The 24,683-nt window shown below is 69.2% G+C and carries 21 protein-coding genes and 2 tRNA genes; 17 read left to right on the forward strand and 6 right to left on the reverse strand.

Features of this window, described 5'->3' with window-relative positions; genetic code table 11:
• The coding region (locus CURTO8I2_RS15365) for a hypothetical protein (protein WP_236550949.1) at nt 1-254 on the reverse strand (254 nt) is incomplete at its 3' end.
• Between the two features lie 155 nt (nt 255-409).
• On the opposite strand from CURTO8I2_RS15365, the gene CURTO8I2_RS00005 reads away from it, so the two are divergent.
• The 7 genes from CURTO8I2_RS00005 (at nt 410) to hemC (ending at nt 7,619) form a co-directional block, all read left to right on the forward strand.
• Nucleotides 410-485, forward strand: a tRNA-Ile gene (locus CURTO8I2_RS00005).
• 269 nt (nt 486-754) lie between these two features.
• Nucleotides 755-2,239, forward strand: coding sequence for a glucan biosynthesis protein (locus CURTO8I2_RS00010; RefSeq protein WP_201295446.1), 1,485 nt, complete (start codon nt 755-757; stop codon nt 2,237-2,239).
• Entirely contained in the window at nt 2,236-4,110 is a 1,875-nt protein-coding gene (mdoH, locus tag CURTO8I2_RS00015) for a glucans biosynthesis glucosyltransferase MdoH (protein WP_159677612.1), read from the forward strand. Before CURTO8I2_RS00010 ends, mdoH begins: the two co-directional genes overlap by 4 nt.
• 62 nt (nt 4,111-4,172) lie before the next feature.
• Nucleotides 4,173-4,859, forward strand: coding sequence for an alpha/beta hydrolase (locus CURTO8I2_RS00020; RefSeq protein WP_159677614.1), 687 nt, complete (start codon nt 4,173-4,175; stop codon nt 4,857-4,859).
• 2 nt (nt 4,860-4,861) lie between these two features.
• Nucleotides 4,862-5,932, forward strand: a complete 1,071-nt coding sequence (locus CURTO8I2_RS00025; RefSeq protein WP_159677616.1) for a histidine kinase — start codon at nt 4,862-4,864, stop codon at nt 5,930-5,932.
• A complete protein-coding gene (locus CURTO8I2_RS00030) occupies nt 5,929-6,663 on the forward strand; it encodes a LytTR family DNA-binding domain-containing protein (protein WP_159677618.1) in 735 nt (244 codons plus the stop codon). Before CURTO8I2_RS00025 ends, CURTO8I2_RS00030 begins: the two co-directional genes overlap by 4 nt.
• Before the next feature lie 44 nt (nt 6,664-6,707).
• A complete protein-coding gene (gene hemC / locus CURTO8I2_RS00035) occupies nt 6,708-7,619 on the forward strand; it encodes a hydroxymethylbilane synthase (RefSeq protein WP_159677620.1) in 912 nt (303 codons plus the stop codon).
• Between the two features lie 76 nt (nt 7,620-7,695).
• On the opposite strand, the gene CURTO8I2_RS00040 is transcribed toward hemC, so the two are convergent.
• From CURTO8I2_RS00040 to CURTO8I2_RS00050, 3 genes are all read right to left on the reverse strand, one after another.
• Nucleotides 7,696-8,379: a DUF481 domain-containing protein gene (locus CURTO8I2_RS00040; protein WP_159677622.1), complete on the reverse strand. Its 684-nt coding sequence runs from the start codon at nt 8,377-8,379 to the stop codon at nt 7,696-7,698.
• 90 nt (nt 8,380-8,469) lie between these two features.
• Complete coding sequence (locus CURTO8I2_RS00045; protein WP_159677624.1) at nt 8,470-9,294, reverse strand: hypothetical protein; 825 nt, start codon at nt 9,292-9,294, stop codon at nt 8,470-8,472.
• Between the two features lie 68 nt (nt 9,295-9,362).
• The gene (locus CURTO8I2_RS00050) at nt 9,363-11,117 is read right to left on the reverse strand and encodes an SLC13 family permease (RefSeq protein WP_159677626.1); all 1,755 of its coding nucleotides are present in this window, start codon (nt 11,115-11,117) and stop codon (nt 9,363-9,365) included.
• A gap of 162 nt (nt 11,118-11,279) precedes the next feature.
• Here CURTO8I2_RS00050 and CURTO8I2_RS00055 point away from each other — a divergent pair, with 162 nt between their 5' ends.
• Nucleotides 11,280-12,665 (forward strand): FAD-dependent oxidoreductase, encoded by a 1,386-nt coding sequence (locus CURTO8I2_RS00055; protein WP_159677628.1) that lies wholly within the window; start codon nt 11,280-11,282, stop codon nt 12,663-12,665.
• A gap of 3 nt (nt 12,666-12,668) precedes the next feature.
• Here the strand turns inward: CURTO8I2_RS00055 and CURTO8I2_RS00060 are convergent, their stop codons facing one another.
• A complete protein-coding gene (locus CURTO8I2_RS00060) occupies nt 12,669-13,268 on the reverse strand; it encodes a hypothetical protein (protein ID WP_159677630.1) in 600 nt (199 codons plus the stop codon).
• Nucleotides 13,269-13,387: 119 nt separating this feature from the next.
• Here CURTO8I2_RS00060 and CURTO8I2_RS00065 point away from each other — a divergent pair, with 119 nt between their 5' ends.
• From CURTO8I2_RS00065 to bfr, 9 genes are all read left to right on the forward strand, one after another.
• Nucleotides 13,388-14,356 carry a YafY family protein gene (locus CURTO8I2_RS00065; protein WP_159677632.1) on the forward strand — a complete coding sequence of 323 codons (969 nt, stop codon included), beginning with the start codon at nt 13,388-13,390 and terminating at the stop codon, nt 14,354-14,356.
• A 39-nt stretch (nt 14,357-14,395) separates the two neighbouring features.
• Nucleotides 14,396-15,220 (forward strand): patatin-like phospholipase family protein, encoded by an 825-nt coding sequence (locus tag CURTO8I2_RS00070; protein WP_201295447.1) that lies wholly within the window; start codon nt 14,396-14,398, stop codon nt 15,218-15,220.
• A gap of 256 nt (nt 15,221-15,476) precedes the next feature.
• Nucleotides 15,477-15,839 (forward strand): hypothetical protein, encoded by a 363-nt coding sequence (locus CURTO8I2_RS00075; protein ID WP_159677634.1) that lies wholly within the window; start codon nt 15,477-15,479, stop codon nt 15,837-15,839.
• 110 nt (nt 15,840-15,949) lie between these two features.
• On the forward strand, nt 15,950-18,058 hold the full coding sequence (locus CURTO8I2_RS00080) for a prolyl oligopeptidase family serine peptidase (RefSeq protein WP_159677636.1): 2,109 nt from the start codon (nt 15,950-15,952) through the stop codon (nt 18,056-18,058).
• A gap of 139 nt (nt 18,059-18,197) precedes the next feature.
• The gene (locus CURTO8I2_RS00085; RefSeq protein WP_236550950.1) at nt 18,198-20,336 is read left to right on the forward strand and encodes a S9 family peptidase; all 2,139 of its coding nucleotides are present in this window, start codon (nt 18,198-18,200) and stop codon (nt 20,334-20,336) included.
• A gap of 101 nt (nt 20,337-20,437) precedes the next feature.
• Nucleotides 20,438-20,514 (forward strand) — tRNA-Met (locus tag CURTO8I2_RS00090).
• 143 nt (nt 20,515-20,657) lie between these two features.
• A complete protein-coding gene (locus CURTO8I2_RS00095; protein WP_159677638.1) occupies nt 20,658-21,260 on the forward strand; it encodes an RNA pyrophosphohydrolase in 603 nt (200 codons plus the stop codon).
• A gap of 72 nt (nt 21,261-21,332) precedes the next feature.
• On the forward strand, nt 21,333-21,545 hold the full coding sequence (locus CURTO8I2_RS00100) for a (2Fe-2S)-binding protein (RefSeq protein WP_159677640.1): 213 nt from the start codon (nt 21,333-21,335) through the stop codon (nt 21,543-21,545).
• Nucleotides 21,546-21,657: 112 nt separating this feature from the next.
• Nucleotides 21,658-22,131, forward strand: a complete 474-nt coding sequence (bfr, locus tag CURTO8I2_RS00105; protein WP_159677642.1) for a bacterioferritin — start codon at nt 21,658-21,660, stop codon at nt 22,129-22,131.
• Nucleotides 22,132-22,169: 38 nt separating this feature from the next.
• Here bfr and CURTO8I2_RS00110 read toward each other — a convergent pair whose 3' ends face one another.
• On the reverse strand, nt 22,170-24,677 hold the full coding sequence (locus CURTO8I2_RS00110) for a hybrid sensor histidine kinase/response regulator (protein WP_159677644.1): 2,508 nt from the start codon (nt 24,675-24,677) through the stop codon (nt 22,170-22,172).
• Between the last annotated feature and the right edge of the window lie 6 nt (nt 24,678-24,683).

Below are 24,683 nucleotides of genomic sequence, written 5' to 3' on the forward strand. Positions count from 1 at the left end.
GAGAGTAGGTCATCGCCAGGGTTTTTACCCAAAACCCCCGCCGGTATTCCGGCGGGGGTTTTTCTTTGCGCCGGATTTGCCAAAGCAATCGACCGGGGAAACTCGAGGGAATGGCTGAGAGAAAGTCCCGGCTGAAAAAAGGTGGTCAGGAATGGGGAGCGTGTTTCAGGACCTCTTGACTGTGCATGGCCCGGGTTTGCTGAAGGAAACTCCTGGACTTCCACCGTGCTGTGGACATGATGTTCTTGATACATCCGCATCCTGGTAGTCACGAGCGGTCATTGCCCGTGTTCCTGCACCCGTCGATTTCCAAACGACGTGCGTCTTGAAAAACGCAGGGTAAGCGGCCCCGCGCGGCCTGGCCCTGGACTCCGCTTCATGGTGACGAATTGTTACGATTGCCGGCCGCGGGCCTATAGCTCAATGGTTAGAGCAGAGGACTCATAATCCTTTGGTTCCAGGTTCGAGTCCTGGTGGGCCCACCACGTCAGCCACATTCCGTCTCGCCGTCGTCGCAGGATCCACTCAACACCATGCGTGTAGAGCCGGGGCGCCGCCTTCACGGTCGACGCACACCTGAGCATTCCTGCCGCTTACTGGCGCCGTCCGTCGTACAGACGGCAGGCACGCATTGATACCGCTTACACAAGTCTTGTGTTTCGCAACTTCCTTACACCCGGCCCGGTACATTGGCTGGACCTGAATACGACTCCGTGGGTGTTCCGTGCGACGACGTGATGTTCTGGGAACCGCTTTGGCCGCGCCGCTGATGGGGGCCTGGTGGCCTGCGTTCGCGGCTGTGGCCGCGGATGTCGCGCCGTCGCCTTTCGATGCCGACACCGTGGTCCGCATGGCGCGTGCACTGGCGGCGGACGCGTATGTGGCGCCGGACACCACGTTGCCACCCGCACTGGCGGGCGCGACCTACGACCAGTACCGCGATTTCCGCTACCGGCAGGACAGGGCGCTGTGGCGGGACGTGCCGGGTGTCGATTTCCAGGCCCAGTTCTTCCATCGGGGCTTTCTATTCAAGCCGCGCATCGAGATCCACGTGGTCGAAGGCGACCAGGCCCGCCCGCTGCCGTTCTCGACGGCGCTGTTCGATTACAGCCCCAATCCGACGCCCGCGCTCGACGACACGTTGGGCTTCGCTGGTTTCCGCCTGCATGCGCCCTTGAACAGTCGCGAGTACTTCGACGAACTGTGCGTGTTCCTCGGGGCGAGCTACTTCCGTGCGGTCGGCAAGGGACTCGCCTACGGCCTGTCCGCGCGTGGACTCGCACTGGGCAGTGGAGATCCGGGGCCGGAGGAATTCCCCGTGTTCCGCGCTTTCTGGTTGCACCGGCCGGAAGTGGGCAGTGCGGCCATCACGATCGATGCGTTGCTGGACGGCCCCAGCGTGACCGGCGCCTACCGGTTCCGGATCGAGCCGGGTGAGGACACCGTGTTCGAGGTCGATGCACGCCTGTTTCCGCGTGTGGATCTCCCGCACGCCGGCATTGCGCCGCTGACCAGCATGTACCAGTTCGATGCTGCCGACCGTACGGGCATCGACGACTACCGCCCGGCGGTGCACGACTCCGATGGGCTCGGCCTGTGGACCGGTACCGACGAGCAGGTATGGCGCCCGCTGCACAACCCGGCCTCGATCCAGCACAGCGGTTTCCAGGATGCGTCGCCGCGCGGCTTCGGCCTGATGCAGCGCAAGCGTGCGTTCGACAGTTTCGAAGACGCCGAGGCCGGCTATGAAAAGCGGCCGTCGGCGTGGGTGGAGCCGCTGGACGACTGGGGACGCGGCGAGGTGCATCTGGTGGAGATTCCGACGGCCGACGAATACCAGGACAACATCGTCGCGTTCTGGCGTCCCGCAGCGCCCTTGCAGGCAGGCAGCGAAAGCCGCTGGCGCTATCGGTTGCACTGGACGGCGGCCAAGCGATGGAAACCGGCGCTCGCGCACGTCGTGGCCACCCGGATCGGCGCGCGACCCGGTGAGGACCGCGCGATCCGGCTGGTCGTCGTCGACTTCGACCAGGGCGACGCGGGCAGCGAGGTCCCGCAGCTCGAGGTCACGGCGAGTACCGGGCGCATTGCCAATCCGGTCGTGCATGCGCGGCCCGGCGGCGGCTGGCGGGTAGGCTTCGAGTTCGCGCCGGCGGGTGCGAGCAGCGAACTGCGCACGCGACTGCATCGCGGAGGGGCTGCAGTCTCCGAAACGTGGCTCTACCGGTGGAGCGCATGAGTACGGTCGACACCATGCGGATGCCCGAGACATCGCCGCTGCCGATGCCGGTGCAGTCGTTGCGCGAAGGACGGCTGACCACGCGTCCGCTGCCCAGCGCACCGGCCGGCATGTTCGGACGCCGCGCCTTCATCGTGACCACGGCCGCGGTGCTGACGATCTTCGCGACGTACCAGATCTGGTGGCTGCTGCGCATCGGCGGCATCGATCTGCTGGAAGGCCTGCTGCTGCTGGTCTTCGTGCCCCTGTTCGCGTGGATCGTGCAGTCCTTCGCGAGTTCGCTCGCAGGCTTCGTGCTGGTGCTGATGAAGCGGCCGGCACGCCTGGGCATCGATCCGGCAGCGCCGCTGCCGACCCTCGACGTGCGTACCGCGTTGCTGATGCCGACCTACAACGAGGATCCCGAGCGGCTGCTCGCCGGACTGCAGGCGATCGTCGAATCGCTGCAGGCGACCGGGCGCGGCGATCATTTCGACCTGTTCGTGCTCAGCGACACGCGCGACGCGGATATCCAGCGGCGCGAGGTCGTCGCATTCGAGCGGCTGCGCGCGGCGATGCCCCAAGCGCGGCTCTACTACCGGCTGCGCGACGACAACCACGAGCGCAAGGCGGGCAACATCGCCGACTGGGTGCGGCGCTGGGGCGGGGCCTACCCGCAGTTCCTGATCCTGGATGCCGACAGTCTGATGACCGGCGACACGCTGGTGCGCCTGGCCGCGGCGATGGACGCGAACGACGATGTCGCGCTGGTGCAGACGCTGCCGGTCATCGTCAACGGGGCGACCGTGTTCGCGCGCATGCAGGAATTCTCCGGTCGGATGTACGGCCCGGTGATCGCGCACGGCGTGGCGTGGTGGCATGGCGCGGAGAGCAACTACTGGGGCCACAACGCGCTGATCCGCACCGCGGCGTTCGCCGCGCATGGCGGCCTGCCCGAACTGCAGGGCACCACGCCGTTCCGCGGCGCGGTGCTGAGCCACGACTTCGTCGAGGCCGCCCTGCTGCGCCGCGGTGGCTGGGCGCTGCACATGATTCCGACGCTCGAGGGCAGTTACGAGGAAGGCCCGCCGACACTGACCGACATGCTCGTGCGCGACCGGCGCTGGTGCCAGGGCAACCTGCAGCATGGCGGCGTACTTCCTGCGCGCGGTCTGCACTGGGTGAGCCGCTGGCATCTGCTGATCGGCATCGGCCACTACCTCACCGCGCCGCTGTGGGCGATGCTGGTGCTGATCGGCCTGGCGGTCCCGCTGCAGCACGGTGCGTTCAACGACGGGCTGTCGCCGGCCGCGTACTGGATGGCGATCGACGATGGCCGCTTCCTCGGCGTGTTCGTCCTGACGATGGCGATGCTGTTCGCGCCCAAGATCCTCGGTTACATCGCGACCGTCTCCGATGCGCGCATGCGACGCGGCAGCGGCGGTGCGTTGCGTGGCCTCATCAGCCTGCTGATCGAGAATGTGCTGGCCGCGCTGATGGCGCCGATCACGATGTACGTGCAGTCGCGCGGCGTGGCCGAGGTGCTGGCGGGCCGTGATTCGGGCTGGGATGCGCAGCAGCGCGACGACGGGCGGCAGACCTGGGGCGACCTGTGGCGCAACTATCGCGGCACCACCCTGCTCGGCGTGGTGATGGGCGTGGGTGCGTGGATGATGTCGCCCGGCCTTGCGTTGTGGATGTCGCCCATGATCGTGGGACTGGTGGGATCGATTCCGATCGTGCGACTCACGTCCTCGCGTCGCGCCGGCCTGGCATTGCGCCGCGCCGGTCTGTTCACCACGCCCGAGGAGCAGGCACCGCCCGAGGTGCTGGTGCGTGCAGCCGCGCTCCGCGCGCACGCGCACGCCGCGGGCGCCGCCATGACGCGCTGAGCGGCCGGGACAGCGGAGGCGGAGCGCTTACACTGGCGTTTCCCACTCCTTTCCGACTGCGCATGGACTCCAAGACCCCCGCACTGCTCGACTGCATCGAACGCGAAACCGGCCCGTCGCCGACGTGGAGCGTGATCTGGCTGCACGGCCTCGGCGCGGACGCCAACGATTTCGTGCCGCTGGTGCCGGAGCTTCTGCGCAAGCACTGGCCGGCGATCCGCTTCGTGTTCCCGAACGCACCGGTGCGCGCGGTGACGATCAACAACGGCGTGCGCATGCGCGCTTGGTACGACATCGTCGACTTCGACCTCGTCAACCGCGCGGACGAGACTGGGGTGCTCGAATCGGTGGCGCAGATCGATGCGTTGATCGCGCGCGAAGCCGAACGCGGCATCCCGGCCTCGCGGGTGATCCTGGCGGGTTTTTCGCAAGGAGGCGCGGTGACGCTGGCCACGGGCCTGCGGCGCGCGGTCCCGCTGGCCGGGCTGGTCGCGTTGTCCACCTATCTGCCGGCGGCGCGCAATGCGGCTGCCGCACTCGTCGATGGCGCGACGCGCCAACCGGTGTTCATGGCCCACGGCACGCAGGATCCCGTCGTTCCGCTGGGCGCCGGCGAACAGAGTGCCCGCTGGCTGCGGGAGGCTGGTTTCGACGTCGCCTGGCAGCAATACCCGATGCCGCATTCGGTGTGTGCCGAGGAGGTCGCCGCGCTCGGTGACTGGTTCGACGCCCGGTTCGCGGCAGGCTGAGCATGACGGCGCCGGCAGTCGACGGCCTCTGGCTGCCGGACCTGTGCCGGCTGCGACGCCTGCTGACGATGCTGGGCCTGGCCCAGCTCACGGTGGTGATCGTGCTGCTGGTCCCCAATCCAGCGGCGCTCTGGGACCTGTCGGCATTCGTCTCCGCGAGCGGTTACGCGCTGTGGCTCGCGTTGTCGGTGTCGGTGCTGCTGTGCGCATGCAGGCGGCCGCTGTCCCGGTTTCCGGTGCGCGTGGGGGCCGTGCTCGCGGTTGCGCTGGCGATGGCGGTCGCCGTGGTCGCCTCGGCGATCGTGCACGGTCTGTTCGCCAGTGTCGGCGCCGCGGCATTGCCGGGATTCGCGCGCTTCGTCGGCGGCAGCGCTGCAGTCGTCGGCCTGCTCACCGGCATCGCGCTGCGCTATTTCTACGTCATCGATCGCTGGCAGGGGCAGGTCGCCGCGCATGCGCGAGCCGAAGCCGATGCATTGCAGGCGCGGATCCGCCCACACTTCCTGTTCAACAGCATGAACATGATCGCCACGCTGCTGCGCCGGGATCCGGTGGTGGCCGAGCGCGCGGTACTCGACCTGTCGGACCTGTTCCGCGCCGCGCTCGGCGCGGGCGAAGGCACGTCGACACTGTCCGAAGAAGTGTCGCTGGCCGAGCGGTATCTCTCGATCGAGCAGTTGCGGCTGGGCGATCGATTGCGCGTGGACTGGCACAAGCGCGGTGATCTGCCATGGCATCTGCCGATGCCGCGACTGGTGCTGCAACCGGTGCTCGAGAACGCGGTGCTGCACGGTATCTCGCGGTTGCCCGAGGGCGGCACCATCGACGTGCATCTGACGATGGAGGCCGGCGTGCTCGAGATCGAAGTCGCCAATCCCTCGCTGCCGCCGGACGATGCCCCGGCACAGGGCGCGGGCCACGCCCAGCGCAGCATCGCGCAGCGCCTGGGCTTCGCGTTCGGCCCGCGGGCGCGCATGCGCTACGGGTGGAACGAAGGACGCTATGCGTGCACCATCCAGGTGCCGGTGCCGATGGACGGCACCGCGTCGGTCCCGGGAGGACGCACGCCATGAAGGTGGTGATCGCCGACGACGAACCGCTGGCGCGCGAGCGTCTGCGGGTGCTGCTGGCGCAGTTGCCGGGAATCGAGGTCGTGGCCGAGGTCGGCGACGGGCGCGGCGCGCTGGAAGCCTGCGCCGCGCACGATCCGGCGCTGGTGCTGCTCGACATCGCGATGCCCGGCATCGACGGACTGGAAGTGGCGCGCCACCTGAGCGCGTTCGAGCCGCGTCCGGCGATCGTGTTCTGCACCGCCTACGACGCGCATGCGCTCAAGGCCTTCGAGGCGGCAGCCGTCGACTACCTGGTCAAGCCGGTGCGGCCCGAACGTCTGCAGGTCGCGGTCGAGCGTGCGCGGACGTTCACCGCTGGACGCGAAGTGGCCGGCGCGGACGAGCCGCATGGTGACAAGCGGCGCACGCATCTGTGCGCGCGTCTGCGCGGCAGCCTGCGGTTGATCCCGGTCGAGGACATCCGCTATCTGCAGGCCGAAGAGAAATACGTCGTCGTGCACCACGCTCGGGGCGAGGATCTGGTCGAGGAGTCGCTCAAGTCGCTCGAGGACGAGTTCGGCGACCGGTTCGTGCGCATCCACCGCAACTGCCTGGTCGCGCGCCACGAACTGGTCGAACTGCGACGCGATCTCGACGGGCACGTGCACGCGGTGCTGCGGCACGGCGACCGGCCGCTGGAAGTCAGCCGCCGCTGCGTGTCGCAGCTGCGCGACACCGTGCGCCAGCTCTGAGCCGTCGGCAAGCGTCGCCGGCGGCGATCGCCGATAATGCGCGGATGGATCGACTGCGCATCGCCACCCGCAAGAGTCCGCTCGCCCTGTGGCAGAGCGAACACGTGGCCGCCGCCCTGCGCGCGCGCCACCCCGGCCTCGAGGTCGAACTGATCCCGCTGAGTACGCGCGGCGACGAGGTGCTGGACCGTTCGCTGGCCGCGATCGGCGGCAAGGGCCTGTTCCTCAAGGAGCTCGAAATCGCGATGCAGGCCGGCGAGGCCGACTGCGCGGTGCATTCGCTCAAGGACGTGCCGATGACGCTGGAGCCGGGCTTCGCGATGCCGGCGATCCTCGAGCGCGCCGATCACGCCGACGGCTTCATCAGCCACACCTTCGACGGCATCGACGCGCTGCCGGTCGGCGCACGCGTCGGCACGTCGTCCCTGCGGCGACAGGCGCAGTTGCGCGCGCGGCGCCCGGACCTGCAGCTCGTGGATCTGCGTGGCAACGTCAATACGCGTCTGGCCAAGCTCGACGCGGGCGAGTATGACGCGATCGTGCTCGCATGCGCCGGACTGCAGCGGCTGGGCCTGGAGTCGCGCATCCGCGCGCGGCTCGACGCACCGGACTGGCTGCCGGCACCGGCGCAGGGCGCGATCGCGATCGAATGCCGCGACGATGCGCCGCGGCTGCACGCGCTGCTGGCGACGCTCGACGATGCGCCGACGCGGCGCTGTGTCGAGGCCGAGCGCGCGATGAACCGTGCGCTGCACGGCAGTTGCCACGTGCCGGTCGCGGCCTACGCCTGGCTCGACGGCGCGCAGCTGCGGCTCGAAGGTCTGGTCGGATGCGCCCAGGACGGTCGCGCGGTGCGTGCAGGCGGCGTGTCTTCGCACGGCGAGGGCGATGCGCTCGGCGGACGCGTCGCGGCGCTGTTGCTTGAAGCGGGTGCGGGCGCGTTCCTGCCGGGGTGAGCGCCACGCACCCGCGTTCCGTCATCCGGCGCCAGCGTGCGTCGACGCGCTGCACATGCCGCCCAGCGACCAGACCTCAGAACGTGCGGCGGAGCTTGACCGAGCCTTCGGTGTCGGTGCTGCCGCGGCCGCCGTTGCCCAGTGTGTCGTGGCGCAGCTCGAAGTCCGAGCGCAGCGTCCACTGCGGAAACAGCTCGTAGTCGAATGCCAGGGTCTGGCGCAGGAAGGTGTTTTCGCGCCCGGTCTCGACCTGCACTTCCTGGGTGAAGGACGCGCGTCGGCCGAGCTCCTGCGACAGCTGCAGCTGGCCGGTCGCGATGGGACCCATGGCCGCGGTCCCGAAGTCGGTATAGGGCTCGATGCGCACGCCGGTGCCGAACTCGATGCGCAGCGAGGTCTCCGGACTGCGGATCGCTTCCAGACCGTAGCGGGTGTCCCACTTCACGTGGTTGCCGCCCGAGCGGATGAACGCGGGGCTCGAAAACGGCGAATACAAGGGCGCGAGCCGCCGGTTCGGCAGTTTGACGATGGGGTGGGACACCGTCCGCGGGCGGACCCCGGGCGCCTTCGGCGACCAGATCCGCTGGCGTGAAACCCCGGCCGTCCACTCCGCATCGCGGCACGCCAGTCGATAACAGGGCCGGCGCAGCGGCACCTGTCGCGACGCGACGGCGGCCACTGCCGGCAGATCCGGCGCGGCGGGGAGCGGGTGTGTGTAGATCGGCAGGCCCGCAATGGCCAGCCACCAGCCAGCAAGCATGTCAGCCATTCATGTAAGCGGTTCCAGCACGATTATGCCGAAGCCTGCAGGGTCGTGGCCATCCCCGGCGGCGCACGGGCGAAGTGGGCTTCAGGATTCGTGACCGGCTTCGCGCTGCCAGCCGGCGCCCTCGCCGAGAAACAGCCGGTGCTCCAGCGCGGCAGCCGCGCCGAGGGCGCAGGCGGCCAGCAGCAGTGGCAGCCACGACGGAAGCTGGCGCGAGAGCGCGAGCAACCAGGTCAGCGCCGGCGCGCCGGCGGCCAGCGCGAGCATCGCGATGCGGGCGGTCCGCTGCGCTGGCACCGCGGCGCCGGGATGCGGCATCCGGTCCACCGCGCGCCAGTACAGACCCTTGCACAGCGCCAGGCACACACCGAGCCCGGTCAGCGTCGCCAGCATCGTGCGGCTGTCGGGTCCCGACACGAACAGCCGGTCCATCAAGACGTACAGCAGGGCGAGTCCGGTGCTCATCGCGAGCAGCAGCTGCACGGGCAGCACCAGCGGCTGCCGCCAGGGCGCGGGCGCCGCCGGGCCGGCGAATCCATGGGCCATCGCGGCGACCGTGCCGAAGGCGGCCAGCACCGACAGCAGCCCCAGGCCCACCAGCAGCGGGGCAGGCGCCGGCGTCGTCGATCCGGCGAGGGCGAGCAGCACGCACAGCAGTGCCGCACCCGCAAGCGTGGCCAGCCGCAGGCGGCGCGCCGCGCGCGGCACGCCGGGCGGGACGCGGTCGGCGCGTCCCGCAAGGGTGCCGGCCGCCACGAGAATCCAGCCCGACAGCAGGCCGAGCAGCTGCAGCTGGTGCAGGGTCGACGGCGTGCCGGGCCGCAGCTGCAGCAGCGCGGTGGTCATGCCGCTCCACATCAACAGACCCAGGCCGGCCCCGGTCAGCGGCATCGCGGCGATCCTCAGCATCTGGCGCATCCTGCAGTCCGCTCGGGTAGTCGCCGCGCAGCGTGCCACGCGGCCGGCGCGCTGCACAGTCAGAACGGGAAGAACCGCGGAATCAGCAGCGTCGCGGTGACCAGGAAGATGAGGTTGAGCGGCATGCCGATCTTCACGAAATCGCTGAAGCGGTAGTTGCCGGCCGTGTAGACCATCGTGTTGGTCTGGTAGCTGATCGGCGTGGCGAAGCTGGTCGACGCCGCGAACGCGACCGCGATCAGGAACGGCTTGGGGTCCACGCCCAGCGAATCGGCGGTGGCGATCGCGATCGGCACCAGCAGCACCGCCGATGCGTTGTTGCTCATGAACTCGGTCAGGGTGGACGTCATCAGATAGACCGCGGCCAGCGTGGCGGTCGGCCCGTAATGCCCCACGAGATTGATCAGCTGGTCGGCCGCCAGCACCGCGCCGCCGGTCTTCTGCAGCGCGATGCCGAGCGGAATGATGCCGGCCAGCAGCAGGATCACGCGCCAGTCGATCGCCTCGTAAGCCTCGTCCGGGTCGATCAGGCGCAGCACCACCAGCGCGATGCAGCCGAGCAGGGCGGAGGCCACGATGGACATCCAGCCCAGCGCCGCGGCGGCGATCGACGCGGCCATGACGATCGCCGACAGCGTCGCCTTCGTCGTGTCGACTTTCCGCTGCGCGCGCGCACCCAGCACGATCAGGCCCCGGTCGACGCGCAGGTCGTCGATGGCCTTCACCGGTGCGTCGAGCAGCAGCACGTCGCCCACATGCAGCGGTACGTGGTCGAGCGGCTGACGGACGCCGAGCTGGCGCCGGTGCAGGCCGTGCACGCGGGCGCGGTAGGTGTGCCCGAAACGCATGCCCGCGAGCGTGTGCCCGATCAGGTGCGAACCCGGGGCCACCATCGCCTCGACATGCAGTCGTTCGGCGGTGACGTCACCGTCGAGATCCCGCGCCACGTGATCGAACTTGAGCTTCAGCGATTTGCGCGCCGCCTCGATGTGCTGCCACAGCCCGCGCAGCAGCAGACGGTCGCCGGCCTCGACGCGCACCTCCTCGCCGCGCACCGCCACACCGTTGCGCAGGATCTCCAGCAGGGTCACGTCGTCGCTGCCGTCGGGCAGCACCTCGCCACGCCGGCGCCCGATCACCGCAGCGCCGTCGCCGACCAGCAGCTCGGCCACGTAGCGGCCGATGTGATCGGCGGTGGCGCTGCCCGGCACGCCGCGGTCGGGCAGCAGCAGCCGGCCGACCGTCATCAGGTAGACCATGCAGATGCCGACGAAGACGATCCCGAGCGGTGCGAACTCGAACAGGGTGAAGCCGACGGTGCCGGCCTCGCGCGCCATCGAATCGACCAGCAGGTTGGTCGACGTGCCGATCAGCGTGCACACGCCGGCGGCCTGCGAGATGTAGGACAGCGGGATCAGGAATTTAGAGGGTGCCCAGCGATTGGCCGTCGTGGCCGCCAGCACCAGCGGCAGGAACACCGCCACCGTGGCGGTGTTGTTGACGAAGGCGGCCACGCCCGCGACCAGGCTCATCATCACCAGCAGGAACAGCCATTTCCAGCGGATGCGCGCCAGCAGGTCGCCCACCGCGATCAGCGCGCCATTGCGCTGCAGCGCGCCGCTGAGCACGAACATCGCCGCGACCATCACCGTCGCCTGGTTGCTGAAGCCCGACAGCGCCTCGGGCAGCGTGACCACGCCCAACACCAGCAGCGACACCGCGACCAGCAGCGCGACCACGTCGACCCGCAGCTTCTCAGTCACGAACAGGAACACCGCGCCGGCCATGACCGCCAGCGTCAACCACAGATCCACGCTGCCTCCTTCCTCATGGCGTTTCCCCCGCTGCCTGGTGCGGCAGTCCGGCGAGGATGCCAGCGCACGCGTGCACCCGGCGCCACGGCGCGCCGTCGTCGTGGCGCGTCATGGTACGGAAGCGGATGGGATACTGCGCGCTTCACCGTTCCGGAGACACCGATGACCGCCGATCTGACCGCAGCCGGTGCGCGCGCCGCTTTCGACGTGCTCGTGGTCGGCGGTGGCGCGAGCGGCGCACTGGTGGCGCTGCATCTGCTCGATCGCGAAGGCCTGCGTGTCGCACTGGCCGAGCCACGGCCCGCGCCGGCGCGCGGGACCGCGTATTCGACCCCGCGGGCCGAACATGTGCTCAACGTCAACGCCGCGCGCATGAGCGCCTTCGATGCGGTGCCGGACGATTTCGTCGCCTGGTTGCGCACGCAGCCCGAATGCATCGGACGCGAGGACGCGGCGGTGGCGGCGCAGTTCGCGCCGCGGCGTGTCTACGGACGCTATCTGCAGGCGCGGCTCGATGCGCATCCCGCGCGCGCGTCGCTGGCCGTGCATGCGGAGGCGGTCGTGGATATCGAACGCGACGGCGCAGGCTTCATCGCGACCTGTGCGTCCGGTGCGCAGCTGCACGCGCGTGCCGTGGTCCTGGCGACCGGCAGCCCGTCGGCCACGCTGCCCGGCGGTGTGCCGGTCGCCGGCGCGGTGGACGCCTGGGATTACGACGCGGTCGCAGAGATCGCATCGGAGGCCGACGTCGGCATCGTCGGCGCGGGCCTGAGCATGGTCGATGTGCTGCTGACCCTGCAGGCGAACGGGCATCGCGGGCGCGTGCACGCGATCTCCCGCAACGGGCTGATGCCGCTGGCGCATGCACCGGGCACCGTGCCGCAGCCCGGCGGCGTGGAGGCGCTGATGCTGCTCGGCGTGCGCGCCCGCATGCGGATGGTGCGGCAGTGGGCGGCCGATGCGGTGGCGCAGGGACGGCCGTGGCAGGACGCGGTCGAGCGCCTGCGTCCGCACGCGCGCGCGCTGTGGCAGGCCTGGCCCGCGACCGAGCGCCGCCGCTTCCTGCGGCATGCGGTGCGGCAGTGGGACATCCATCGCCATCGCATCGCGCCCGGCGTCGCGGCGATCGTCGACGACATGGCGGCGACGGGCCGGTTCTCGCTGCAGGCCGGGCGGCTGTTGCGGATCGAAGCGCGCGACGGTCGGGTCGCCATCGACTGGACGCCTCGCGGCGCCGCACCGGCCACCACGGGGGTCGATGTCGTGGTCAACGCGACCGGCATGGAGAAGCGTCTGTCGCGCGCGCCGGGTCGGCTGCTGCCAGCCCTGCACGCGCGCGGTCTGGTCGCGCCCGGACCGCTCGATCTGGGGCTCGCGACCCGTGGCGACGGCGAAGTGCTCGATGCGAACGGTGAGGTCGTGCCCGGCCTCTGGACGCTCGGCGCGACGCGCATTGGCGACCTGTGGGAAACCATCGCGATGCCGGAATTGCGCGGCCAGGCCGAGCGCGTGGCGATCGGCGTCCAGCAGACACTCGCCGGCCGCTGAGCGCTACAGGCAGTACTGCTGCAGGCGCCGAAGTTCTTCAGCTGTCAGTGCCGCGTCGCCGCCGGTGCCGAGGGCCGCGAGGTTGCGGCGGATGCGGGGGCAGGGATCGCTGGGGCCGCCACCGAACAAGCTGCCGACCGCGATCACGACATCCTCGACCGACACCGGCTCGCGCATCGCGAAGCGGCCATCTGCCGCCGGTGAGGCGCGATGCCGCAGCGGATCGCGCACGAAATCGGCGGCCGGCGCCTGCTGACGCGCCCAGGTGCCGGCCTGTTCCAGCAGCGCCGCGGCGCCCGGCAGTGGCACCTGGTCATCGATCGACGGGCGCTGCACTTCGACCGCCTGCAATGCATGGCTGCGTGGACCGCGCGCCAGTGGCGGCGTCGCGGTGTCGGACGTGGCCGGGACCGGCGCGGGCGGCAGGGCAGGCGACGGAAGGGGCGGCGCCTGCCGCGCGATCCAGATCACCGCCAGCGCCGCCGGTCCGTGCGCGGGCGCCGTCTGCCGCAGTGACAGCAGCCACCACGCGATGCCGACGTGCACCAGCACGGTCGCGGCCAGCGCGAGGCCGAGAGTCCCATTCCGCGTTCCCTGCGCCATGTCGATCCGGTCGAACTCCGAAGGCGGAGTCTAGGGGCGACGGCTGACGGCCTGCGTTAACCACCGGTGATCCGCACGCGGTCACGCCGTCGCCGCCGACTGGCGCCATAATCGGCCGCATGGACCGATACGAACGCATTCTCTCGCTGCATCGCATCCTCAAGACCTCGCGCTATCCGGTGACGGTGGCCAAGCTGCAGGACGAGCTGGAATGCTCGCGTGCAACGGTCTACCGCGATCTGGCCTTCCTGCGCGACGCGCTGATGGCGCCGATCGTCGGCGACGGCGACGCCGGCTTCCGCTACGACACCGACGAGGGCGGTCGCTTCGAACTGCCGGGGCTGTGGCTCAACTCCGAAGAACTGCACGCCCTGCTCGCGGCGCAGCAGCTGATGTCGCGCAGCAGCGGCGGGGTGCTGTCGAGTGCACTGGCGCCGTTGCAGTCGCGCATCGAGAAACTGCTCGACGAGCACTCGGCCGGCAAGCAGTGGCCGGTGCAGCGCGTGCGCGTGATCCCGCACCGCGGGCGGCGCATGGACGAACACGCGTTCCGCAACGTCTGCTCCGCGGTACTGCAGCGCAAGCAGCTCGCATTCGAATACCGCGCGCGTTCCACCGACGAGAAGACCCGTCGCACCGTGTCGCCGCAGCGCATCACCCACTACCGCGACAACTGGTATCTCGACGCCTGGGACCACGAGCGCGACGCGCTGCGCAGCTTCTCGGTCGACCGCATCGCGAACGCCCGCGTCCTCGCTGCCGATGCGCGCGATATCGAGGACGCGGAACTCGACACCCATCTGGCCGGCAGCTACGGCATCTTTTCCGGTCCGCCGAAGGGCATCGCCACGATCCTCTTCAGCGCCAAGGCCGCGCGCTGGGTGGCCGACGAGCACTGGCACTCGCAGCAGCAGGGCCGGTTCCTGCCCGATGGCCGTTATGAGCTGAAGGTGCCCTACAGCGGCGCGCGCGAACTGTTGATGGACGTGCTGCACTACGGCGCCGATGCCGAAGTCGTCGAGCCGGTGGCGTTGCGCGAGCAGGCGCGTTCGCTGCTGATGATGGCGCTGCAGAAGTACGAAGGCTGAGACCGCGCCGGATGTCCGACCCGAACGGCCCGCAGGGTCATGCCGATGCTGCGTGAGCCGGTCGCCCTGGCGCTGGGCGCGGGCGGCGCGCGCGGTCTGGCGCAGATCGGCGTCATCGAAGTCCTCGAGGAGCGCGGCTTCCCGATCGTCACGATCTGCGGCGCCTCCAGTGGTGCGCTGGTGGGCGGCATCCACGCCGCGGGGCGCCTGCGCGCGTTCGATGCGCGGCTCCGCGCGATGTCGCGGCGCGACTTCGTCCGCCTGCTCGATCCCGGCTTCCGCCGCGCGGGCGTCCTCGCCGGCAGGCGCCTCGTCGACACCATGCGCGAGGTGGTCGGCGATCCCTTGATCGAGACATTGCCCATCGAGTTCACCGCCGTCGCGGTCGACCTGCAGCGCCAGCGCGAGGTCTGGATCCAGGACGGTCCGTTGTGGGACGCGCTGCGGGCCTCGTTCGCGATCCCCGGCGTCTTCACCCCACACGTGGTCAACGGGCGGCCGCTGGTCGACGGTGGCCTGCTCGCTCCGTTGCCGATCGCCGCGACGCGATTGTCGGATGCGGTCCGCCTGATCGCGGTCGACATGCACGGCTGGCCCACGCAGCCGCCGGGCACGCCGGCACGGCGCGGTGAGACGCAGGAAGATTCCGACGCCGCGCCGCGAAGTCTGGTCGAGGTGATGTCGCGTTCGCTCGACACCATGCAGGCGCAGATCTCGCGCGTGCAGCTGGCGCTCGATCCGCCGGAACTCGTGATCCGCATCCCGCGCGACGTCTGCCAGTTCTACGAGTTCTGGCGTGCCGCGGAATTGATCGACATCGGCCGCGCCCAGGCGACGCGCGCGCTGGACGAAGCGGGCTACTGAGCGTCCAGCCGAGCGGGTGCAGAGGGTGCGCGCGCCTTCCCCGGGACGGGTTCGCCCGGACTCGATCTAGGGTCGCCCGCAGCGCGGGTCCGGCGAGGGCCGGGCTTCCAGTGGCGCTGCAGCTCCGTGACAGATGCGGGCTGGCACGTGTCGCTTCTGTCGGTTCCGGGGGTCGCAGCCTGTGAGATGCGCGCCGCCCAGACTGCGGCCATGCCCAGCCGGGCCATCGATCACCGCGTCCACAGGAGCTGCGCAGATGTCCCGTATCGCCCATGTCCCGTCCGATGTCGATGTCCCCGCCGATGCGACCCTGCACACGCTGCTGGTCGGCGCGCTGTGTCTCGCTGCGGTCGCGCTGCTGTCGTTTCCCGGTCTGCGGACCGGCGTCACCGCGATCGGCTGGCCACCGCTGTGGCTGATCGGCATGCCCGCGGTGGCCTGGCTCACCCTGTTCCTGCGTCGCCTGCCGCGCCGCCGCAAGCTGGCCTCGTCAGCGGTCTTGCGGCGGCGTCGGCCAGGCCTTGCCCAGGCCCGGCGTCGACCGCTGCCGCGTCGCCGTGGGCGGATTTCGGTCCGCGCGGCGCTGGTCGCGGCCGGGCTGCTGCCGCTGCTGCGCTGATCCGGCGCCGCGGTCCGCAAGCCGCGGGAGCGTGACTTTGGTCATGCGGCCCGTGCCGGGGGTGCGTGCTAGCGTTGGCGGCTGTCCGCCCTTGCGCCACCGGAGTGTCCATGTCCCACCTGTCCAAGCTCTGCCTCGCCGCCGGGATCGCCGCCGGCCTGTCGATGGGCGCCGCATCAGCCCAGGAGGCCGCCGTGTCCGATCCCCACCAGTGGCTCGAAGCCGTCACCGACGAGAAGGCGCTGGACTGGGTCCGGGCGCAGAACGCCAAGTCCGAGGCCGAACTGGCCGCGACGCCCGAATTCAAGCAGCTCGAATCCGACCTGCTGGGCATCTACGACTCCGACGACAAGATTCCCGCCGTCTACAAGCAGGGCGAGTGGTACTACAACTTCTGGCGCGACCGGAACCACGAGCGCGGCATCTGGCGCCGCACCACGCTCGAGGAATACCGCAAGCCGCAGCCGAAGTGGGAGACCGTGCTCGACCTCGACGCGCTCAACACCGCCGAAGGCGAGAACTGGGTCTGGCACGGCGCCACCTGCCTGCGCCCGGCGTACACGCGCTGCCTGATCGCGCTGTCGCGCGGCGGCGCCGATGCCGACGTCACCCGCGAATTCGACGTCGCATCGAAGTCGTGGGTCGACGGCGGCTTCTACCGCGAGGAAGCCAAGGGCGCGCTGGGCTGGATCGACCAGGACAACGTCTACGTCTACACCGATTTCGGCGACGGCTCGCTCACCTCGTCCGGCTATCCGCGCATCGTCAAGCAGCTCGCGCGCGGCCAGTCGATGGACCAGGCCACGCTGGTGTACGAAGGCAAGCCGGACGACATGTACATCGCCGCGATGCACGACGACACGCCGGGCTTCGAGCGTGACTACGTCAGCCGCACGCTGGCCTTCTACAACGACGAGCTCTACCTGCGCGGCGCCGACGGCCAGCTGACCAAGATCGACGCGCCGAACTCGGCCAACAAGTCCGTGCATCACGACTGGCTGATGCTGGAACTGCGCGAGGCCTGGGACGTCGACGGCCGCACGTATCCGGCCGGCTCGCTGCTGGCGACGAATTTCGACGCGTTCATGGAGGGCAAGCGCGAGTTCGACGTGCTGTTCGAGCCCACGGAGACGACTTCGCTTGCCGGTTCGACGTGGACGAAGAACCACCTCGTGCTCAACGTGCTCGAGGACGTCAAGAACAAGCTCACCGTGCTGACGCCGGGCGCGGGCGGCTGGGCGCGCAGCGCCCTGGCCGGCGTGCCGGAACTCGGCACGGTCGCGGTCAGCGCCGTCGACAGCGACGAGTCCGACGCGGTGTGGATGACGGTCACCGACTACCTGACGCCGAGCACGCTGATGCTGGCCGAGGTGGGCGGCAACGCCGCGCCGGAAACGCTGAAGACCATGCCGGCGTTCTTCGATGCCAGCACGCATGAAGTCGAGCAGCATTTCGCGACCTCCAAGGACGGCACGCGCGTGCCGTACTTCCTCGTGCGTCCGAAGGACATGCAGCTCGACGGCAGCAATCCGACGCTGCTCTACGGCTACGGCGGCTTCGAGATCTCGCTGACCCCCGGCTACTCCGGCGGCGTCGGCAAGGGCTGGCTGGAGAAGGGCGGCGTGTACGCGGTCGCCAACATCCGCGGCGGCGGCGAGTACGGCCCGCGCTGGCACCAGGCCGCGCTGAAGGCCAACCGCCACAAGGCCTACGAGGATTTCGCCGCGGTCGCGCAGGACATGATCCAGCGCAAGATCACCACCCCGGCGCATCTGGGTATCCGCGGTGGCAGCAATGGCGGCCTGCTGACCGGCAACATGCTCACGCAGTATCCCGAGCTGTTAGGCGCGGTCGTGATCCAGGTGCCGCTGCTCGACATGCAGCGGTATCACAAGCTGCTGGCAGGCGCGTCGTGGATGGCCGAGTACGGCAATCCCGACAAGCCGGAAGAATGGGAGTTCATCCGCACCTTCTCGCCCTACCACCTGTTCGATGCCGCGAAGGACTATCCGCCGACGCTGATCCTCACCTCCACCCGCGACGATCGCGTCCATCCCGGCCACGCCCGCAAGATGATGGCGAAGATGTCCGACGCCGGTAAGGACGTGCGGTATTACGAAAACATCGAGGGTGGCCACGGCGGCGCTGCGAACAACCGGCAGCAGGCGCACATGGACGCGCTCTACCTGACGTTCCTGTGGCAGCAACTGGGCAAGTGATTCGATCCCGCACCGGCCGCTTCTGCGGCCGGTGTTCTTTTCAGCGTTGCATCGGCAGCGAGTGGACCCACCTATGAAGACATCTTTCCCCCGCGCGGCCTTGGTTCTGGCCGCGCCGATCCTGACGAGCCTGAGCCTGATGAGTGTTTCTCCTGCTGCACACGCCGCCGCGCCGGTCCCGCCCGACGCGGAACAGCGCCCGCATACCGTCACCGCGCCGCACGGCGCGTCGCGCGAGGACCTCTACTACTGGCTGCGCGACGACACGCGCGAAGACCCGGCGATGCTGGCCTATCTCAATGCCGAGAACGCCTACGCCGATGCGATGCTCGCGTCGCTGAAGCCGGTCGAGAACACGCTCTACGACGAGATCGTCGGCCGCATCCAGCAGGACGACAGCTCGGTGCCGTACCGGGACCGCGGCTTCTGGTACTACTCGCGCTTCGAGACCGGCAAGGACTATCCGGTGCACGCGCGCCGCGCCGATGGCGCCGGTGTCGATGCGCTGTCGATCCAGGCCGCGAACGCGAAAGGCGACTTCGATGGCGAGCAGGTCATGCTCGACGTCAACCAGCTGGCCGACGGCAAGGACTATTACGCGGTCGGCGACTGGGACGTGACCCGTGACAACCGCATCCTCGCCTACGCCGACGACACCAACGGCCGTCGCCAGTACACGGTGCGCTTCAAAAATCTCGAAACCGGTGAGATCTATCCGGACGTCATCAGCGGCGTGTCGGCGAACCTGGTGTGGGCCGACGACAACAAGACGCTGTTCTACGTCGAGAACGATCCGGAAACGCTGCTGACCGTGCGCGTGAAGAAGCACGTGCTCGGCACGCCGGTCGCCGATGACGTGCTGGTGTACGAGGAGCAGGACGACAGCTTCTACATGGGCATCGACCGCACGCGGGACGACAAGTACATCGTCATCGGCGTCGGCAGCACCGTGTCGAGTGAAACGCGCTACGCGCCGGCCGACAATCCCGAGACCTTCGCCGTGCTCGCGCCGCGCGCACGTGATGTCGAATACGACGCCGACCACTACGGCGGCCGCTGGGTGATCCGCACCAACGCCGACAAGGCGACGAACTTCAAGCTCGTCACCGCGCCCAGCGATGCGACCTCGCGCCGGCAGTGGACCGATTTCGTGCCGCATCGCGACGACGTCTACATCGAAGGCTACGAATTGTTCGACGGCTTCACCGCGATCGAGGAACGCGCCGAGGCGCTGACCCGCGTGCGCGTGCTCAAGACCGACGGCAGCGACGAATTCGTGCAGGCCGACGAGCCGGCGTATGCGATGGGTCTGGCGGTGAACTCCGAGCCCGATACCGACTGGCTGCGCTACGGCTACACCTCGCTGACCACGCCGGCGACGACCTTCGAGGTCAACACGCAGACCGGCGAGCGTCGCCAGCTCAAGCAGCAGGCGGTACTCGGCTACGAGCCGTCGAACTACGTCACCGAGCGCGTGTGGACGACGGCGCGCGACGGCAAGCGCATTCCGGTGTCGCTGGTCTACCGCAAGGGCTTCGAGAAGAACGGCACCGCGGCGCTGCTGCAGTACGGCTACGGCAGCTACGGCGCGTCGATGGATCCGGGCTTTTCGGTCACCAACGTCAGCCTGCTCGACCGCGGCATGGTCTATGCCATCGCGCACATCCGCGGCGGCGAGGAAATGGGCCGCGCCTGGTACGACGACGGCAAGCTGCTCAACAAGGTCAACACCTTCACCGACTTCATCGACGTCACCGACGATCTGGTGAAGCAGGGCTTTGCGGCGCCCGACCGCGTCGCGGCCTACGGCGGCAGCGCAGGCGGTCTGCTGATGGGGGCGATCTCGAACATGGCCCCGGAGAAGTACCGCGTGATCCTGTCGCAGGTGCCGTTCGTCGACGTGGTCACGACGATGCTCGACCCGAGTATTCCGCTGACCACCAACGAGTACGACGAGTGGGGCAATCCGGAAGACAAGCGCTACTACGACTACATGCTCGGCTACTCGCCGTACGACAACCTCGAAGCCAAGGCCTATCCGGCGATGTTCGTCGGCACCGGCCTGTGGGACTCGCAGGTCCAGTACTGGGAGCCGGCGAAGTACGTCGCGAAACTGCGCGACCTCAACAGCGGTGCGTTCCCGGTCGTGTTCCGGACCAACATGGAAGCCGGTCACGGCGGCAAGTCGGGGCGCTTCCGCCGCTACCGCGAATCGGCGGAGATGTACGCCTTCATGTTCGACCAACTGGGGCTGGCGGCCGCGTCGTCGGCGAAATGACCGGAGCGGGCGCGGCCGGCACCTCCGGTCGCGCCGATTGACGCAGGCGCAGGGCTTGGGCAGAATGCGCGGCTCGTCGCGGGAAGTTCCGCACGACCGATGGCTATGTAGCTCAGCCGGTTAGAGCACGTCACTCATAATGACGGGGTCGGTGGTTCGAGTCCACCCATAGCCACCAACGCGCAAGCGTCGACGAAAACCCGCCGGAAGGCGGGTTTTTTGTGGGCGCGCGTCGGCGTTCAGTTCCGGCTTGTCCCCCGGGGCGGCACATGGCAGAGTCGATGCCAGTGACGCAAGTCAATCGTATTAGGAGTCCGCATCGTGATCGATCCGGACGGGTTCAGGCCCAATGTCGGCATCGTGCTGATGCACCCGGATGGTCGTGTCTTCTGGGCGCGTCGGGTCCGGCGTGATGGCTGGCAGTTCCCGCAGGGCGGGATGAATACCGACGAGACGCCGCTCGAGGCCATGTACCGCGAGCTGCACGAGGAGACCGGCCTGCTGCCCGAACACGTGGCCGTGCTCGGCGCCACGCCCGGCTGGCTGCGATACCGTTTGCCGCAGCGCGCGATCCGTCGCAACGACCGCATCGTCTGCGTCGGACAGAAACAGGTCTGGTTTCTGCTCAAGTTCGTCGGCGACGAGGCGCATTTGCGGCTCGATCTCACCGAGACGCCCGAATTCGATCACTGGCGTTGGGTGGATTTCTGGTACCCGCTCGAGCACGTGGTGATCTTCAAGCGCGGCGTCTACACCAGCGCCTTGAGCCACCTGGCCAAATACGCCCGCCAGGTCGCGGGCGCGCAAGCCATCCCGCAGCCGGCGATCGAGCTGCGTCCCCGCGGACGCCGGCCGCAGCGGCGGGGGCCGCGTCGCGCCCCCGAGGCGGCCGTGTGCGGGCGCGACGACACCAGCGCGGGCTGAACAGTTCTTATTTGACACTGATTCTCGTTTATGGCGGAATGGCGACTCCAGCCTTCCGCCAGGACCACAGCCTTGTACGTGTGCATCTGCAACGGCGTCACCGACTCCCAGATCCGCCAGGCGGCTGCCAACGGATGCCGGGAAGTGAGCGAGCTGACGATGCGGACGGGCTGCGGCGCCACCTGCGGCAGCTGTCTCGACATGGCCTCGGGTCTGCTCGACGAGTTCCACGCGGCGCGCCATGCGCCCGTCATCGATCTGCCGCTGATCGCCACCGCGGCCTGATCGCCGGCGCATCGCGCCGTCTGCTCGACTAATGATCACGATTCGCGTTCCGTCATGCGGCGGACGCGATCGCTAGAGTGTGCGCATTCCGCGATATCAGGAGCATCCTTCGATGAAGGGCGACGCGCAGGTCATCCGCTTTCTCAACCAGGCGCTCTACAACGAGCTCACGGCGATCAACCAGCACTTCCTGCACGCCAAGATGCTGAAGAACTGGGGCCTGGACGAACTCGGCAAGCGCGCCTACAAGGCGTCGATCGACGAGATGAAGCACGCCGACAAGCTCTCGGAGCGCATCCTGTTCCTCGAAGGCCTGCCGAACTTCCAGGCGCTGGGCAAGCTGCGCATCGGCGAGGCGCCGGTCGAGACGCTGGAATGCGATCTCGCGCTGGAGATGGACGGACTGCCGACGCTGCGCGAGGGCATCGCGCACTGCGAGATCGCCGGCGATTTCGTCAGCCGCAAGCTGCTGGTCGACATCCTCGAATCGGAGGAAGAGCACGTGGACTGGCTGGAAACCCAGCTCGATCTCGTCGCGCGCATCGGCGTCGAGAACTACCTGCAGAGCCAGCTCGAGCACGACTGAGCGGGACCCGTCGCGCCTGTCAGTGCAGGCGCGCGCTTTCAGGCCAGGCCTGACACCCGGCCTTCGCGCAGCATCCGCCGCGCCCGCGCGAACTCGTTGGACACCAGCGCCACGGCCACGGCCGGGCGTTCGAGACTGCGCTCGCGCGCGCCGGCTTCGATCCGCCGCGCGGCCGCCGACAGCGACATCGCACCGAGATTCGCACTCGACGACTTGAGCGAATGCGCGGCCTCGCGCAGTCCGTCGTAATCCGGGCCGTCCACCGCGTTTTCGAGCGCGGCCAGCAGGCGGGGTGTGTCGTCGAGGAAGACGTCGATCAGCCTGTCGACTTCGTCGCCCAGTACGGTGCGCAGATCGTCCAGGACCTCGTGATCGATCACCGGCGGCAGCGCGCTACGGTCGACGACCGCGGCTGATGGGGTGCGCGCGACCGGCGCGGATGCATCCGGTGCCACCGGCGCCAGCGACGACTGCGCCGGCGCGGTCCATTCGTCCGGCGACATCGGGTCGCTGATCGGCGCGGGCGCAGGCATCGCGTGTTCGACGGGTGCGGGCGCCGCGTCCGGGTCCCACCAGCGATGGATGCAGCGTTCGAGCTCGCTGCGCGTGACCGGCTTGGCGAGATAGTCGTCCATGCCCGCGTCGAGGCATTTCTGGCGATCGCCGGCCATTGCGTTGGCGGTCATCGCGATGATCGGGAGGCGACGTGTACTGCGCTCGGCGGCTTCGTGCTCGCGCCAGCGCCGTGTGGCGGTATAGCCGTCCATGACCGGCATCTGGCAATCCATCAGCACGATGTCGTAGCGCGACGCCGCGATGCGCAGCAAGGCCGCCTCGCCATTGCTGGCGGTGTCGCAGGTGATGCCGAGCACCGACAGCAAGCGCTGGCCGACCATCAGGTTGACCGGGTTGTCCTCGACCAGCAGGACGCGCGGTTTGCGCGGGCCATCGCTGCGCGCGGTGTCGGGCGCGATGGCGCCCTGCGGAACCACCGTCGCGGGCGGGGCAGGGATCTGCGACGCGAGCACCGCTGCCGCCGTGTCATCCGCGCTGCCCGCCGGTGCCGCCGCCGAGCCCGGATCATGGGTCGGCGTGGACGCAGGCGCCGCCGGTGCCGGCGGCGTGTCGATGTCGAGGACGGCCTCGCGCAGATCCGCGTCCGGCGACTGCCGGCTCAACAGCGTCGCGCCCTGGCGTAATTCTTCCGAGACCGGCTCGTCGCCGTACAGGCACACCAGGCGCACGCTGCCGTAGGCCGCCTGCCGGGTCACGTTGCGATACAGCGCCACCGCGGTATTGCGCATGCCGGCCAGATCCGCGACGACCACCGAATAGGCCCACGGCGGCCCCTGGTTGGCGGCGGTCCGCAGCCGGTCGAGCGCCTCCTGTGTGGTCTCCACCGAGCTCACCCGCAGACCCCAGTTGGGCAGCAGCATGCTCAGCCGCAGGCGCAGGCGCGGATCGGCACTGAGCAGCAAGGCGCGGCCGTCGCGGGGCGTGGCGTCCTCGACCGGCATGTCGCCCTGGGTCTTGCGCAACGGAATCTCGAACCAGAACGTCGAACCGGCACCGGGCTCGGAGTCCACGCCGATCCGGCCATCCATCAGCTCGACGATCCTGCGCGAGATCGCCAAGCCCAGGCCCGTGCCGCCGTAGAGGCGGGTGGTCGACGCATCGGCCTGGCTGAAGGCCTGGAACAGGCGCTTGCGGCCCTCGGCGCTGATGCCGATGCCGGTGTCGCGCACTTCGAAGCGCAACTGGTGCTGCGCCGCGGTCTCGCCCAGCCGGCGCACGTGCACCGAGACGCTGCCACGCTCGGTGAACTTCACCGCGTTGCTGATCAGATTGCCGAGGACCTGGCGCAGTCGGACGGGGTCGCCGCGGACCGGCAGGCGCACGACCGGATCGATCTGCAGGCCCAGGCGCAGTCCCTTGGTCTGCGCCGCGCGCTCCATGACCTGGATCACGCCGTCCATCAGCTCGCGCAGGTTGAAGCCGGTGACCTCGAGATCGAGCTTGTTCGATTCGAGTTTGGAATAGTCGAGGATGTCGTCGACGATGCGCTGCATCTGTTGCGAGGACAGGAACGCGGTGCGCACCAGCTCGGCATGGTCGGGTGCGAGCCCGGCATGCATCAGCAGGTCGAGCATCGGCGTGATGCCGTTGAGCGGCGTGCGGATCTCATGGCTCATGGTGGCGAGGAACTCGCCCTTGGCCATCACCGCCGATTCCGCCGCGTTCTTGGCCTGGCGGAGTTCCTTCTCGAGCTCGGTGCGTTCTTCGAGTTCGCGCTGCAGTTCACCCAGAGCCAGCTCGTCCTGGCGCAGCCGCTCGTCGGCGGCTTCGAGCTCGCGCACGCTCTGGTGCATGTGCACGCTGACGCCGATCGACGCGGCCACGGCGACCAGCGACAGCACCAGCGCCAGCAGCTGCCAGGGGCCGGGCACCGCCAGCGCGGCCAGGCCCATGGTCAGCGCGGCGCCACCGGCCGCCCCCAGCGCGAGCCAGCGCAGCACCAGGGCGGAAGGGCGACGGCGCGCGATCATCGGCGT

Origin of the sequence: Luteimonas sp. 9C, from assembly GCF_902506295.1 — a bacterium.
Taxonomy (GTDB): domain Bacteria; phylum Pseudomonadota; class Gammaproteobacteria; order Xanthomonadales; family Xanthomonadaceae; genus Luteimonas.

Coding starts and splice junctions, on each gene's coding strand:
- mdoH (WP_159677612.1), top strand. CDS start 2,236: ATGAGTACGGTCGACACCATGCGGATGCCCGAGACATCGCCGCTGCCG.
- CURTO8I2_RS00020 (WP_159677614.1), top strand. CDS start 4,173: ATGGACTCCAAGACCCCCGCACTGCTCGACTGCATCGAACGCGAAACC.
- CURTO8I2_RS00025 (WP_159677616.1), top strand. CDS start 4,862: ATGACGGCGCCGGCAGTCGACGGCCTCTGGCTGCCGGACCTGTGCCGG.
- CURTO8I2_RS00030 (WP_159677618.1), top strand. CDS start 5,929: ATGAAGGTGGTGATCGCCGACGACGAACCGCTGGCGCGCGAGCGTCTG.
- hemC (WP_159677620.1), top strand. CDS start 6,708: ATGGATCGACTGCGCATCGCCACCCGCAAGAGTCCGCTCGCCCTGTGG.
- CURTO8I2_RS00040 (WP_159677622.1), bottom strand. CDS start 8,379: ATGCTTGCTGGCTGGTGGCTGGCCATTGCGGGCCTGCCGATCTACACA.
- CURTO8I2_RS00045 (WP_159677624.1), bottom strand. CDS start 9,294: ATGCTGAGGATCGCCGCGATGCCGCTGACCGGGGCCGGCCTGGGTCTG.
- CURTO8I2_RS00055 (WP_159677628.1), top strand. CDS start 11,280: ATGACCGCCGATCTGACCGCAGCCGGTGCGCGCGCCGCTTTCGACGTG.
- CURTO8I2_RS00060 (WP_159677630.1), bottom strand. CDS start 13,268: ATGGCGCAGGGAACGCGGAATGGGACTCTCGGCCTCGCGCTGGCCGCG.
- CURTO8I2_RS00065 (WP_159677632.1), top strand. CDS start 13,388: ATGGACCGATACGAACGCATTCTCTCGCTGCATCGCATCCTCAAGACC.
- CURTO8I2_RS00070 (WP_201295447.1), top strand. CDS start 14,396: ATGCCGATGCTGCGTGAGCCGGTCGCCCTGGCGCTGGGCGCGGGCGGC.
- CURTO8I2_RS00075 (WP_159677634.1), top strand. CDS start 15,477: ATGTCCCGTATCGCCCATGTCCCGTCCGATGTCGATGTCCCCGCCGAT.
- CURTO8I2_RS00080 (WP_159677636.1), top strand. CDS start 15,950: ATGTCCCACCTGTCCAAGCTCTGCCTCGCCGCCGGGATCGCCGCCGGC.
- CURTO8I2_RS00085 (WP_236550950.1), top strand. CDS start 18,198: ATGAGTGTTTCTCCTGCTGCACACGCCGCCGCGCCGGTCCCGCCCGAC.
- bfr (WP_159677642.1), top strand. CDS start 21,658: ATGAAGGGCGACGCGCAGGTCATCCGCTTTCTCAACCAGGCGCTCTAC.
- CURTO8I2_RS00110 (WP_159677644.1), bottom strand. CDS start 24,677: ATGATCGCGCGCCGTCGCCCTTCCGCCCTGGTGCTGCGCTGGCTCGCG.